Here is a 13435-nt window from a genome sequence, read left to right as displayed (position 1 = left end):
TAACGACCAAACTACACCTCCTGTGCCAATTAGCGTGACACATCGACAATTATTCTTCCAGCATATTGCCCAGACCACTGACTTCCCCCTCGCCATAGAAATTGAGCGGGCTGAAGGTGTCTATCTCTACGGCCCAAACGGTGAAACGTACCTGGATCTTATTTCAGGAATTGGGGTCAGCAATGTGGGGCATCGGCACCCGGCAGTATTGGCCGCCGTCCATCAACAGCTTACTAAATACATGCACCTGATGGTGTATGGTGAGTATGTACAGGGACCTCAGGCAATGCTCGCTCAGGCACTGGTTGCCTCGCTGAATGGGGCAGAAACAGGCTACGGTCTCATCGATAATGTGTATTTCACGAATTCCGGCACAGAAGCTATTGAGGGGGCTATGAAAGTGGCCAAGCGCTTCACCGGTCGCACAGAATTGATCGCCTGCCATAATGCCTATCATGGCTCCACGCAAGGGGCCCTATCGCTCAGCGGTGACGAGAACTTCAAGCGCAATTACCGACCACTTCTGCCCGATGTCCGGCATATTCAGCATGGCCGGTGGGAAGATCTGGCGCAGATCACCACGCGCACCGCAGCCGTCATCATGGAGGTGGTTCAGGGCGAAGCCGGTGTGCGTGTGCCCGACCCAGCCTATCTCCACGCGGTTCGGACTCGTTGCCGGGAAACAGGTACGTTGCTGATCTTCGATGAAATTCAGACTGGCTTCGGCAGAACGGGCTCATTCTGGGCGTTTCAGGGAATTGACCCATCCGGGAAAGCGGTAGTGCCCGATCTAGTGGTTAGCGCCAAAGGTATGGGTGGTGGCATGCCCATCGGTGCCTTTATGGCTTCTGAAAGTGTGATGGCCGTCATCAAGAATAATCCGATGCTTGGTCACATCACAACATTTGGTGGCCACCCCGTCTCCTGCGCCGCCTCGTTGGCTACTTTACAGACAATACAGCAGGAGCAACTGTACGCCGAAGCCGAACGAAAGGGGCAACTGATTCGCTCGTTGCTGGTGCATCCGCTGATTCGTCAGGTACGTGGTAAAGGCCTGATGCTTGCCGTCGAATTCGATTCATTCGAGCAATTAAAAGCGATTATCGATCAGGCAATAGAACCACGCAACGGTTCTGTTGGCATTATCACCGACTGGTTTTTATTCTGTAATAATTCGATGCGGATTGCGCCACCACTAACCATCACGGACGACGAGATTGAGATGGCCTGCCAAACGATTTTAAATAGTATCAACCACCTCGCTTCGCAGTCGTCGGTGAGCGTACATTAGATTAGACACCATTAACAAGTCACAAAAGCAGCCGGGGTTTACATCAAATCACCATTTGATGTAAACCCCGGCTGCTTTTGTGCTATACCCTGCTGGCAGCTTCCTAAGCAACTGCCTCAGCAGACTGCCTTTCCAGGTTTTCTTCCTCGGTCGATTCGCCGATTGGCTGTCCAGGTTTCCGGCGCGACATGAAGATGTACATGGCCGGAATAACGAAGAGCGTAAGAACCAGCGAGAACAATAACCCGCCAACAATCACCACGCCGAGCGGTACCCGGCTCTTTGACGCTGAACCTAAGGCCAGCGCCAGCGGCAACGCCCCAAATGCGGCGACAAGCGTGGTCATCAAAATCGGCCGTAAACGCATAGCGGCCGATTCAAGCGCGGCGGCCACTTTATCTTTCCCTTCGGCCATTTGCTCATTGGCGAACTCGACAATCAGGATACCGTTCTTGGTCACCAGCCCGACCAGTACAATGATCCCGATCTGGCTAAAGATATTCAGCGTCTGATTGAACAACCAGAGCGAGAACACCGCCCCAGCCAGTGCCAGCGGCACGGTCAGCATAATAATGAATGGGTCAATGAACGAGTCGAACTGGGCGGCCAGGATCAGATAGACCAGAATGAGTGCCAGGGCAAAAGCGAATAATGTGTTCGACGAGCTTTCGGAGAAGTCACGTGAAGAACCCGTCAGGGCTGTTTGGAAGGTGTTATCCAGCACGCGCGCCGCAATGGCATTCATAGCGGCTACGCCGTCGCCAATTGTTTTGCCTGGCGATAAGCCGGCTGAGATTGTCGCTGATTTGAACCGGTTGTAATGATACACACTTGGTGGACTGCTTACTTCATCAAACTTCACTACGTTGTCGAGTGGAATCAGTTCCTGCCGGTTATTCCGCACATAAAAGGTACGTAAGTCGGTTGGTTCGTCCCGGTTTTCGCGGTCAACCTGTCCAATCACCTGGTACTGTTTCCCATTCATCAGGAAGTAGGCCAGACGGCGATTGCTCAGCGCCAGTTGCAGGGTGTTCGACACATCGAGTACCGATACACCGAGGTCCGTTGCTTTTTCGCGATCGACGCTGATGTTCAGTTCAGGTTTATTGAATTTCAGATCGACGTCTGAGTTCTGGAACGTAGGATCTTTACGGACCTCATCGAGGAACTGGGGAAGCTTTTCCCGAAGCTTATCAAAACTCAGGTTCTGGATGACGAACTGAACGGGCAGTGACGAGCCAGAACGGCCACCCGTCGAGATCGTCTGCTCCTGCGTTGGGAACATCCGGGCATCGGTAAAATTCTTGAAGTTTTTGGTCAGGTTATCAACTACCTGCTGCTGCGATCGTTTCCGGTCCTGCGGATCCACCATATTGATGAACACAAACCCGGAATTGACGGCACCCGCCCCTGAGTTACCGGGTGCCACCACACTAAAGGTGAGCTTTGTTTCTGGTACAGAATCGAGCACCAGTTTAGTCACCCGATCGGTCAGTGCGCTCATCGCCTCGTAACTGGTACCTTCCGGGGCGGTAATCGGTATCCGAATCCGGCCACGGTCTTCCAGTGGCGCCAGTTCAGACTTGAGCGTGGCTCCGATACCAAATACGATAGCCAGACAGGCTACCATCATGATCCAGGCCCAACGACGTTTTTTGAGGAAGCTCCCCAGCGAATCCCGGTACGTATTATCAAGCCAGGTAAAGAATGGCTCTGTCTTCTTATAGAACCACGATGTCTTACCATGATCTTTCGACGTCAGCTTTACGCTAAGCACGGGAGTGAGCGACAACGAAACGAAAGCCGAGATCAACACGGCGCCTGCCACTACAATACCGAATTCACGGAAGAGCCTGCCAACAAAGCCCTGCAGGAAAATGATGGGCAGGAACACGATGGCCAGCGTAATAGACGTTGCAATGACGGCGAAGAAAATCTCTTCAGACCCCTCTTCAGCGGCCCGTTTCGGCTCCATGCCTTTCTCAATCTTCTTGAAGATGTTTTCGGTTACAACAATCCCGTCATCCACCACAAGACCTGTCGCCAGCACAATACCTAACAGTGTTAGGATATTGATACTAAAGTCGGCGATGTACATAATAAAGAAGGCGCCAATCAGCGAAACGGGTATATCGATAAGGGGGCGGAAAGCGATAAGCCAGTCGCGGAAGAAGAAGTAAATGACCAGTACAACCAGCACGAACGAGATCAACAGCGTCTCTTCAACTTCTTCAATCGCTTTACGGATGAATGTACTTCGATCGATTCCAACGCTGACAATCAGATCCTTAGGCAACTCTTTTTTGATCTCGTCTAGCCGCTTATAGAACTCGTCGGCAATGCTGACATAGTTTGCTCCAGGCTGTGGGATCAGCACGAGAATCACGCCCTGCACACCATTTTGCTTAGACGATGTTTCTTCGTTTTCAGGGCCTAGTGTGGCATAGCCCACATCGCGCAGGCGGAGAATTTGTCCACCGGTTTCCCGAAGAATAAGGTTATTGAAATCATCTTCCGTCGTGAGTCGTCCAACCGATTTGACGGTTAGTTCGGTATTGTTTCCGTAAATCTTACCACCTGGTAATTCAACATTTTGTGCGGTCAGCGCAGCCTGGATATCCTGAACCGTAATGCGATAGGCAGCCAGCTTGGCTGGGTCGAGCCACATGCGCATGGCATACCGCTTCAGACCGAAAATACTCACCTGCGACACCCCCGGAATGGTCTGCAAGCGCTCCTGCAATACGTTTTCGGCGTAGTCAGAGAGTTGCATCGGATTCCGCGTGGTGCTCTGAATCGGCATGAAGATGATAGGATCTGAGTTGGCATCGGCTTTGGTTACCACCGGAGGCGCATCAATATCCTGGGGAAGCTGCCGCTGCGCCTGCGACACTTTATCGCGAACGTCATTGGCGGCGCGTTCCAGATCGGTGTCGAGGTTGAACTCAACGGTGATATTACTGACGCCAAGTGCCGAGTTCGACGAGATGGTCCGAATACCTTCGATGCTGTTCAGCGTTTTTTCGATAGGCTCAGTGATTTGCGACTCAATGATCTCGGGGTTTGCGCCCGTGTAGCTGGTTCGCACCGAGATGACGGGCGGGTCAATGGCCGGGTATTCGCGCACACCCAGGAAGGTATACCCAATCACCCCGAACAGCACGATCACGATAGACATCACCATCGCAAATACGGGCCGTTTTAATGAAAGCGAAGAAAGGCTCATACAGTTGAGTTTACAGGGCTAGCTGCTGATTTTTACCACTTTAACAGGTCCGTCTTTCTTTACAAACAACAAACCAGTTGTGACCACGGTATCACCGGGACTGAGTCCTTTTGTGATCTGAATATTACTCTTATCCCGAATGCCCGTCTGCACCTCAACAAAGGTCGCTTTCCCGTTCCGCACAATCACCAGCTGTTTACCCCGCGTTTGAGGAAGTAACGCCTGAGACGGCACGGTCAGTGCCTGGTCTTCACGGAACACAAGATTAACCTTTGCAAATGCACCAGGCCGAAGATCACGGCTCGTATTGGCGACTCTGGCGCGGATACGCAGGCTGCGCGTTTCTACGTCTACATCTGGCTCAACCGCGTAAATCTGTCCGCTAAAGCTGCTTTGAACACCATCCAGCGTGAAGTTAACCCGTTCACCACTCCGTACCGACGAGCTGTACCGCTCCGGGACGGTGAAATCCAGCTTCATTGGATTCAGTTGCTGCAACCGGGCAATCAGTGTCTGCGGTGTAACAACCGCCCCCGGACTTACGTTGCGAATCCCAATCACCCCAGCGAATGGAGCGCGAATCTCGGTTCGCCGAAGCGACGCTTTCGTTAGGTCAATGTCAGCGAGAGCCCCTTTCAGGTTGGTAACAATGATATCGTACTCCTGCTGGCTGATACCGCCACGCTGTAGTAATTGTTTGTTACGCTCCTCTGTACGCCGGGCGTTTTCTTCAACGACTCTGAATTTCTGCAACTGGGCCTGTAGATCGCCGTCGTATAATTTTAGTAGTAAAGCGCCCTTGGCAACGGGTTGTCCTTCCCGAATATTCAGTTCAACGATTCGGCCACTGATCTCAGGAAAAATATCTACCTGTTCGTTTGCCACCAGCGAACCTGTAGCTACTACAGCATTGGCAATGACTGTTGGTTTAACGATATAACCATTCACCGATGTTGGGCCACCAGCACCAGCGGCACCCCCTTTTCCGCCTTTCCCCCCGGCACTACCACCGCCCGCGGCAGGTGCGCCACCACCACCACCACCAGGTCCACCCGCACCCGGCGACGGATTCAGAATTTTATTGTACACAATGAGGCCCCCCAGGACCACCACGACGAGACTAATTGCAATCCAGCGTTTCAAAATATAAGTTGAGGTTATAGATGAGATCAGTGCTTAAAGTAGTACGCCCAGCCCAAACAACAGAACGAACAATAAGGTCGATAAGGCTAACTGGCCCAATCGTGGATTCAATTCAGCCGGATTGGTATGGCTTGCTACAGCCCGGCCGTTCAGCACAAAAAGTGGAAACGATACTAGATAGATGTAGGCAGTCCAGCTTTGCGCAGTTAACATGGAATAGGCCAGCGCACACCCCATTCCACCAAGTAATAAGGCCCAATGGTACCGAACAGCGTTTGTCCGGCCCAGGCGGACCGGAATAGACTGTTTGCCCGTTTTGGCATCGGTCTCCATATCACGAATGTTATTGATAGTCAGTACGCCTGTCGCAAACAACCCAACCGCACTGGCAGGTAGTAGCAGCAACGTACCCAGCGACTGGGTATGCAGAAAATACGTACCCAGTACGCCTACCCACCCGAAGAACAGTAATACGGCAATGTCACCATAGCCAGCGTAGCCATATGGCCGTTTCCCGTTGGTGTAAGCAACCGCTGCCGCAATACAAAGCAATCCGAGGAGCAGGAATACCCAAAATAACCAGGCACCAGCCTCACGGGTGGCCTCGATCAATAACCAGATGCCTGACACCAGCGATAATGTGCCGGTGAGCAGAATAGCCCGAAACATGGCCTCTTTGGTTAGATCGCCGGTGGCAACTGCCCGACGCGGCCCTACCCGATCTGGTGTATCCTTACCGGATACAGCATCGCCATAATCGTTGGCAAAATTGGAGAGCACTTGTAAGAAAATAGTCGTTAGTGCTGCCAGCGTGAAGGTAAGCCAGCTAAACCGACCTGCCGAAGCGGCTAGAAAGCTACCCAGAATAATACTGGCCAGCGCCAGCGGAAGCGTTCGCGGGCGGGCCGCAGCAATCCAAGCTTTCATTCGAATGGTCAAAAAATGATCGGATCAGCACGAAGGACGTGAGTGCTGATTTTATGTTAAATACCAACCGCTTTTTTGAAGGCCTCATCGCCAGGTTTCACTTTTGAGGCAAAAAAGTGCGTTAACTTGCCATTTTCGTCGACAACGTATTTGCAGAAATTCCAGCCAGGCGCCTCCTCGTTCCAGCCATTCAGGCTTTTTGTGGTGAGCCACTTGTACAAGGGTGCCTGTTTTTCGCCAACGACATCAATCTTTTCGAAGAGCGGAAAGGTCACCCCATAATTTTTCTGGCAGAACGTCGCAATTTGCTCACTGCTGCCCGGCTCTTGCCCGCCAAAGTTGTTGGCTGGAAAACCCAGAACAACGACCTTATCTTTATGCGCCTTGTAGAAAGCCTCCCAATCGGCATACTGTGGCGTATAACCACATTCGGAAGCTGTGTTGAGAATGACCACCTTTTTGCCCTTAAACTGGCTAAGTGCCACCGACTTGCCGTCCAGGCTCTTCATAGTGAAGTCGTAGAGGGATTTTGCAGGCGCCTTTTCCAGGGTCGCCGGCGCTTCAAACGCAGCGGATTTATCGCTGAATACGTGTTTTACTAATCGGGAGAAAGACATAGTGACTACCAGGGTAACGACCGCAACGAGTGCCAGGCCGATTTTTGATGAAGTACGCATAATTGGTTTGTAGTAATGGAAGAACGCAAGATACGGCTGGTTCCCTATCGAAGGGCATGAACTGTACTAGTCTACCAGTCAAACTAGGCGATAACAGACTGATCTTTACATTTTTTCGGGTACGTCGATACCCAGTAAACCCATCCCCTTCCGTATAGTTTCAGCCACCTGGGTCGAGAGTGTTAAGCGGAACTGTGTTTTAACCGGGTCAGGCTCTGACAATATCGATACCTCGGCAAAGAGTCTGTTATACGCTTTTGCCAGATCGTACATATACTGAGCGATCAACGAAGGGGCAAACTGATCGCCAGCTTCTTTCACCCGTTGCGGGAACTGCCCTAGCCAAACAATAACTTCCCGCTCCGTTTCATGTAGCGCCACCTGCACATCGGCAAGATCGTTGGTTGCCAGACCAGCTTCCTGGGCCTTTCGTAAAACAGACCGGATTCGGGCATGGGTGTATTGAATAAACGGCCCCGTATGACCATGCACATCCACCGACTCTTCCGGGTTAAAGAGCATCCGCTTTTGCGGGTCTACTTTCAGCAGGTAATATTTCAGGGCACCCAGCCCGATCATTCGGAACAACTCTATTTTCTCGGTCTCCGAAAATTCGTCGAGTTTCCCTTTTGCAGCCTGGTCAGCGGCGTTGGCAGCCACCTGTGTCACCTCCTTTACCAGATCATCGGCATCAACGACGGTACCTTCCCGTGATTTCATTTTTCCAGAGGGCAAGTCGACCATCCCATAGCTGAGATGGTAGCAGCCATCAGCATAGGAGCGGCCCAGCCGTTTCATGATGGCAAACAAGACCTTGAAGTGATAGTCCTGTTCGTTACCGACTACCCATATCGACCGGTCGGAATGAAAGTCGCTGAATTTCAAATCCGTTGTTCCTAAATCCTGCGTGATATAGACGGATGTTCCATCACCACGGAGCACCAGTTTCTGATCAAGACCGTCTTCGGTCAGGTCGATCCATACCGAGTTATCATCTTTCTGATAGAAAACGCCACTGGCCAACCCTTCTTCAACCACGTCTTTGCCAAGCAGGTACGTGTTCGACTCGTAATAGGTCTTGTCAAAGCTGACACCGATGCGTTTGTAGGTATCAGCAAAACCAGCATATACCCAGCTATTCATCTGCTCCCAGAGCGCAACAGTGTCACTGTCACCCTGTTCCCACTTTCGGAGCATGGCCTGCGCTTCCTGCATCAGGGGTGCTTTCTTCTCGGCTACATCCTGCGCAGTGCCATTGGCAACCAGCGCATGTACTTCCGCTTTATACGCTTTATCAAACAAGACATAATATTTGCCGATCAGGTGATCCCCTTTCAGGCCCGATGAAGCGGGGGTTTCGAAGGTACCATCTTCCTGCTGCCCGTATTTCTGGTACGCCAGCATCGACTTGCAAATATGAATGCCCCGGTCATTGACGAGACAGGCTTTCGTGACGGCAAATCCATTGGCCGATAGGATCCGGCTGATGGAGTCACCAAGGAAGTTGTTTCGCAGATGCCCCAGATGAAGCGGTTTGTTGGTGTTGGGCGACGAGAATTCAACCATTACCGACTGGCCATTGGGCGGCGCAACGCCAAAGTCGGGCTGTGCCGCTATGCCATTGAGCGAGTGTACATAGGCAGCATCTGACAGACTAATGTTCAGAAAGCCCTGCACTACGTTGAAACTGCGTACCACCGGCGCCTGTTCCTGCAACCAGTTCCCCAGGGCCTGGCCAATCTCAGCCGGCGATTTTCTCAATGTTTTTACCAGTGGAAAGAACACATAGGTATAGGTGCCTTCAAATTCTTTTTTAGTGGCCTGAAGGGCTATATCGCCTGCTGAACTGGCGTAAAGGGTCTGGATGGCCTGTTGAATAGCCGCTTTTAAGTCTGCCTGTAAATCCATTGCTATGTGGCCGCTATACTGGGCCGAAACGATCCGTCGATGCGGTAGTGTATCGACCACAAAAGTACGAAAGGGCTACGCATTTGGGCAATTCAGCCGGAAGATGTAGCTTTCGGTGTAGCCGACCATTTTCTAGCGATGTCGGTGCACATTGTCTATGCGTTTGTTTCTGTTGCTTTTTCTGCTGTTCACCACCCCATATAGCCTGGCCCAACTGGTGCCTGTGCTCCGGGCCGATTACCCCATCGACGATAATGCCGATGAGGACTATCACGTTCTTCCATTAGGCGAACAAGGTGCTTTATTGACCTACCATAAGCATGATGACTACAGCCGCAAACCGCATACCTACACGTTTACCCGCGTGGATACGACCCTCAAGGCCCGCTGGAAAGTGGAGTACACACTGGCCGAAAACTTTACGCCCCATCTGGCCTTCGACAACGCCAGGTACGTCTTTTACCTGGCTACTGAAACAGACACCGACAACTTCAGCCTGGCCCGCCTAAACCTTGATGACGGTACGCTGGATACGTATACAGGCAAACTGCCCTCGAGCCTGAGCCTGATCGACTTTAAGGTGATGGGCAATGTTGCTTACCTGGCGGGATATTACCGGGCCAGACCCGTTGTCATGGCTTATTCCCTGTTTGATGGCAGCATCAAGATATTCCAGGGGCTCTACATCAACAACGTTGAATTGGGAAGTATGGAAGTCGACGAGTTCAGACAGGAGATCCATATAGTGACCCATACCCTGAAAAAAGAATGTCATTTCACCCTTCGCTCCTATTCGCCGGATGGCAAACCGTTGCGGGTTATTGAATATGGTGGTACGCAATACAGCCTGATCTCAGGCAAGATCTTACCCATAAGCACCGATGAGTCTCTGTTGGTTGGAAACTATTCAACCGACTGCACGCCTTATTCGCAGGGAATTTTCATTACGCGAATTCGCCACAACGAAACCGGCAAGCTAACCGTTACCACCGACCGGGGCGAGGCAATCAGGTACGTTGATTTTTCGGGACTGAAAAACTTTTTCAATTACCTGAAGCCTAAACGGCAACTGAAGATGCAGGCTCGCCTCGCCGAACAGAAACGGTTGGGTAAGGAATACAAATTCAGGTATCGGCTGCTGGTTCATGATCTGATTCCTACTCAAAACGGGCTGCGGTTAGTAGCTGAAGTGTATTATCCGCAGTATCGGGGGGCTATTTCTTCCCCCACCTCGCGATCGTGGCGCTCTGCGTCAAGTCAACCCATTCGCTCCAGGCAAACACCAGCCATCGCACCAAGTACCAGCCAGATGTATTCTGATGGCTATCGCTACACACACACGTTCGTCTGTGAGTTTGACCGGCAAGGAAACCTACTGTGGGATAATTGCCTGCCTATTGATGATTTAACTGACGATAACCCGATCCAAAAAGTGGAGGTCGCTGCCCTGGGCGAGCACTTATTGATGGCCTATGAACAGGATAGCGAGGTTTCCACGGCCGTGATCGGTCGCGACTCCATGCGGGTGACTGATGAAGCCCTGAAAATCATGGCTGGTTCTGAGCGCGAAAAAGTACAGGCGGCGGCCGATGAACGGCTGATAGCCTGGTATGGCTCCTATTTTTTGGCCACGGGTTACCAGAAATTAGTACCAGAACGAGGGTTTTCGAGTGAGAGCCGTGAGTTGTTCTATGTCAACAAGCTGGTTCACAGCACAGTTAAGCCAGACGAGGGACCCGAAAAATCACAGAAGCAGTCGACGAAAAAAGCAGCGATCAGAGACCACTGACCGGTCGGTGCTCCTGGAGCAGGGCGGAACCGAGCCCCACAATTGTGGGTTCTTGTAGCTTATGATACCCAATAATCGCGAACTGATCTTTGCTCTTCGCCAAGGTCAACTCCTCGGTATTGCCGACGAAACTGGCTGGTCGGTAGCCGCCGATCCGCAGAACGAAAGCGCTGTCGAGCAACTAATTGCGTTGAAGGCAGCGACAAAGAACCCGTATGAACTGACCGTGTTGGCCAGAAACACGGACCAGGTAGTGATGTATGTGCAGAAAATGCCCGACGTAGCCTTTGACCTGGTCGAATTCACGGACATTCCACTCACTGTGCTCTTCCAGAAAGGTAAAAACGTGGCTTCAGGTGTGGGTGAGAGCGAGATCGCTATTCGCAAATCGCTGAACGAAGACGTCCAGTTTCTACTCGGTGGCTTTGGGAAGGCGCTCCTTACCTTGCCTTTCGAAAGTTTTGCGCTGCCCGACGCGGCCCGTAAAGTAGTCAGCCACACCCTCGGCGAAGCATCCCGCAACTTTCGTAAACCCCGGATACTTCGGCTGGGCATGGGCGGCGAAATTGAATTTCTCCGAAAATAAGCAGTCATCCGACCTATTAACCGTGTACTGCTCCATTTTTCCGTGGCAATGGCAATAGCGTGTCATCTATTGCCGTTGCCACTTTTAGTCTATGAATTTTGCAGATTTCTTAGCGACCAAGCCTGTCTTTGCCCGCATTGCCGAGTCGGCCCGTACACTGCACATACCTGCTTTTGTGGTGGGTGGGTACGTTCGTGATCTGGTGCTGAAACGGCCATCGAACGATATTGATATCGTTTGCCTGGGCAGCGGCATTGCGCTGGCCGAAGCAGTTGGTAAGGCGGCGGGTGTGCCAGTGGCGGTGTTCCAGAATTTTGGTACGGCTATGCTTCGTCTAGATGATCCGGTAGATGGATACATTGAGGTTGAATTCGTTGGGGCCAGAAAAGAGTCATACCGGGCCGACTCGCGTAAACCCATTGTTGAAGATGGCAGCCTGGCCGACGATCAGAACCGGCGTGACCTGACGATCAACGCCATGAGCATCAGCCTCAACCAGACCGATACCGCAACAGGCACAGGCAACGTACCTGGCGCGGCGTATGGGGAGCTGATTGACCCGTTCGGCGGGCTTAGTGATCTTAAACGCCGCCTTATCCGCACGCCACTTGCCCCGGACCTGACTTTCTCCGACGACCCGCTTCGGATGATGCGCGCCATTCGGTTCGCCACTCAACTCAACTTCGACATTGATCCTGACACCTTCGACAGCATTATCCGCATGAAGGAGCGGCTGGGCATTGTGTCGATGGAGCGCATCATCGATGAATTGAATAAGATCATTCTGGCCCCAACGCCCTCCTACGGCTTTAAATTACTGTATCACGCCGGGTTGTTAGAGCTGATACTGCCCGAATTAGTAGCGCTAAAAGGCGTGGAAACGGTTGATGGAAAAGGGCATAAAGACAACTTCTTTCACACTCTTCAGGTGCTGGATAACGTTGCCCGCAGGAGCGACGATCTGTGGTTACGCTGGTCAGCAATCCTGCACGATATTGCCAAAACGCAAACAAAACGATTTGATAAACGGGTTGGCTGGACATTTCACGGGCATGAAGAAGTGGGTGCCCGGCTTGTGCCGAACCTTTTTCGGCGGTTGAAGCTCCCGCTCAACGAGCATATGAAGCAGGTGCAGAAGCTCGTTCGGCTACATATGCGGCCGATACCGCTTGTTAAAGAAAGTATTACCGATTCGGCACTTCGTCGCCTCCTGTTCGATGCCGGACCTGACCTTGAGCTGCTGCTGACCCTCTGCCGGGCCGACATTACTTCCAAAAACCATGATAAAGTGCAACGGCACCTCAGTCGTTTCGATCAGGTAGAGCAGAAACTGCACGATCTGGAAGCGAGGGATCAACTCCGCAATTTTCAGCCAATTATCACGGGCGAACTGATCATGGAAACATTCGGCCTAAAACCGTCGCGCGAGGTGGGCGAAATCAAAGTAGCCGTCCGTGAAGCGATCATTGAGGGGCTGATTCCAAATCGATACGACGTGGCGTATCCCTATATGATTGCCGAGGGCCAAAAACGTGGATTACCCGTGATAAAATACGTACCTGAGCCTGTAAACAATATCGTCAGTTGACGAGTACCTAGTTTTGTTTGTTTCTTGCAACCATTATGGAAAAAAATAACTTTCGTCGCTCATTCGGAGCTGGCCTGACTATCCTGGGGTCTGTTGTCATTCTATTCGCCTGCGTTGCCTTTCTCTCGAATGGAAAACCAACCCTGGGTCTTGAGGTGTCGCGTGGTGCCGCCGCAGCCCCTTTCATTGTTGGGCTGATCTTCTTTCTGTCGGGTATCAACCTGATCAACAATTCATAGTGCCAACGTACAATGGCTTCGCGATGGAACGTACCTGAGCAAAGCCATTGTCCTGCCTTCA

General features: G+C 51.8%; 10 protein-coding genes. 5 read left to right on the top strand and 5 right to left on the bottom strand.

Features of this window, described 5'->3' with window-relative positions; all coding sequences use genetic code 11:
• Positions 1–34: 34 nt before the first annotated feature.
• Complete coding sequence (locus tag ACAW75_RS02840; protein WP_370727158.1) at positions 35–1291, top strand: aspartate aminotransferase family protein; 1257 nt, start codon at positions 35–37, stop codon at positions 1289–1291.
• A 103-nt stretch (positions 1292–1394) separates the two neighbouring features.
• Here the strand turns inward: ACAW75_RS02840 and ACAW75_RS02835 are convergent, their stop codons facing one another.
• The 5 genes from ACAW75_RS02835 to argS all read right to left on the bottom strand — a co-directional run bounded on the left by ACAW75_RS02835 (position 1395) and on the right by argS (position 9172).
• Positions 1395–4517 (bottom strand): efflux RND transporter permease subunit, encoded by a 3123-nt coding sequence (locus tag ACAW75_RS02835; protein WP_370727157.1) that lies wholly within the window; start codon positions 4515–4517, stop codon positions 1395–1397.
• 18 nt (positions 4518–4535) lie between these two features.
• Positions 4536–5660 carry an efflux RND transporter periplasmic adaptor subunit gene (locus ACAW75_RS02830; protein WP_370727156.1) on the bottom strand — a complete coding sequence of 375 codons (1125 nt, stop codon included), beginning with the start codon at positions 5658–5660 and terminating at the stop codon, positions 4536–4538.
• A 33-nt stretch (positions 5661–5693) separates the two neighbouring features.
• Entirely contained in the window at positions 5694–6587 is an 894-nt protein-coding gene (locus ACAW75_RS02825; protein ID WP_370727155.1) for a 1,4-dihydroxy-2-naphthoate polyprenyltransferase, read from the bottom strand.
• A 56-nt stretch (positions 6588–6643) separates the two neighbouring features.
• Positions 6644–7264: a glutathione peroxidase gene (locus tag ACAW75_RS02820; RefSeq protein WP_370727154.1), complete on the bottom strand. Its 621-nt coding sequence runs from the start codon at positions 7262–7264 to the stop codon at positions 6644–6646.
• A 105-nt stretch (positions 7265–7369) separates the two neighbouring features.
• Entirely contained in the window at positions 7370–9172 is a 1803-nt protein-coding gene (gene argS / locus ACAW75_RS02815) for an arginine--tRNA ligase (protein WP_370727153.1), read from the bottom strand.
• Between the two features lie 157 nt (positions 9173–9329).
• Here argS and ACAW75_RS02810 point away from each other — a divergent pair, with 157 nt between their 5' ends.
• The 4 genes from ACAW75_RS02810 to ACAW75_RS02795 all read left to right on the top strand — a co-directional run bounded on the left by ACAW75_RS02810 (position 9330) and on the right by ACAW75_RS02795 (position 13374).
• Positions 9330–10961, top strand: a complete 1632-nt coding sequence (locus ACAW75_RS02810) for a hypothetical protein (protein ID WP_370727152.1) — start codon at positions 9330–9332, stop codon at positions 10959–10961.
• A gap of 61 nt (positions 10962–11022) precedes the next feature.
• On the top strand, positions 11023–11547 hold the full coding sequence (locus tag ACAW75_RS02805; protein ID WP_370727151.1) for an L-threonylcarbamoyladenylate synthase: 525 nt from the start codon (positions 11023–11025) through the stop codon (positions 11545–11547).
• Between the two features lie 91 nt (positions 11548–11638).
• Positions 11639–13135, top strand: coding sequence for a CCA tRNA nucleotidyltransferase (locus ACAW75_RS02800; protein ID WP_370727150.1), 1497 nt, complete (start codon positions 11639–11641; stop codon positions 13133–13135).
• Between the two features lie 35 nt (positions 13136–13170).
• Entirely contained in the window at positions 13171–13374 is a 204-nt protein-coding gene (locus ACAW75_RS02795; protein ID WP_370727149.1) for a hypothetical protein, read from the top strand.
• Positions 13375–13435: the final 61 nt, after the last annotated feature.

Source organism: Fibrella arboris (genome assembly GCF_041321095.1).
Lineage (GTDB): Bacteria > Bacteroidota > Bacteroidia > Cytophagales > Spirosomataceae > Fibrella > Fibrella arboris.
Note: the sequence above shows the minus strand (reverse complement) of the source record. Positions and strands in the feature narration are given on the sequence as shown.

What these genes read in the sequence shown, in the direction of transcription:
- ACAW75_RS02835 (WP_370727157.1), bottom strand. Translation starts at nt 4,517, where the DNA reads ATGAGCCTTTCTTCGCTTTCATTAAAACGGCCCGTATTTGCGATGGTG.
- ACAW75_RS02825 (WP_370727155.1), bottom strand. Translation starts at nt 6,587, where the DNA reads ATGAAAGCTTGGATTGCTGCGGCCCGCCCGCGAACGCTTCCGCTGGCG.
- ACAW75_RS02820 (WP_370727154.1), bottom strand. Translation starts at nt 7,264, where the DNA reads ATGCGTACTTCATCAAAAATCGGCCTGGCACTCGTTGCGGTCGTTACC.
- argS (WP_370727153.1), bottom strand. Translation starts at nt 9,172, where the DNA reads ATGGATTTACAGGCAGACTTAAAAGCGGCTATTCAACAGGCCATCCAG.
- ACAW75_RS02810 (WP_370727152.1), top strand. Translation starts at nt 9,330, where the DNA reads ATGCGTTTGTTTCTGTTGCTTTTTCTGCTGTTCACCACCCCATATAGC.
- ACAW75_RS02805 (WP_370727151.1), top strand. Translation starts at nt 11,023, where the DNA reads ATGATACCCAATAATCGCGAACTGATCTTTGCTCTTCGCCAAGGTCAA.
- ACAW75_RS02800 (WP_370727150.1), top strand. Translation starts at nt 11,639, where the DNA reads ATGAATTTTGCAGATTTCTTAGCGACCAAGCCTGTCTTTGCCCGCATT.
- ACAW75_RS02795 (WP_370727149.1), top strand. Translation starts at nt 13,171, where the DNA reads ATGGAAAAAAATAACTTTCGTCGCTCATTCGGAGCTGGCCTGACTATC.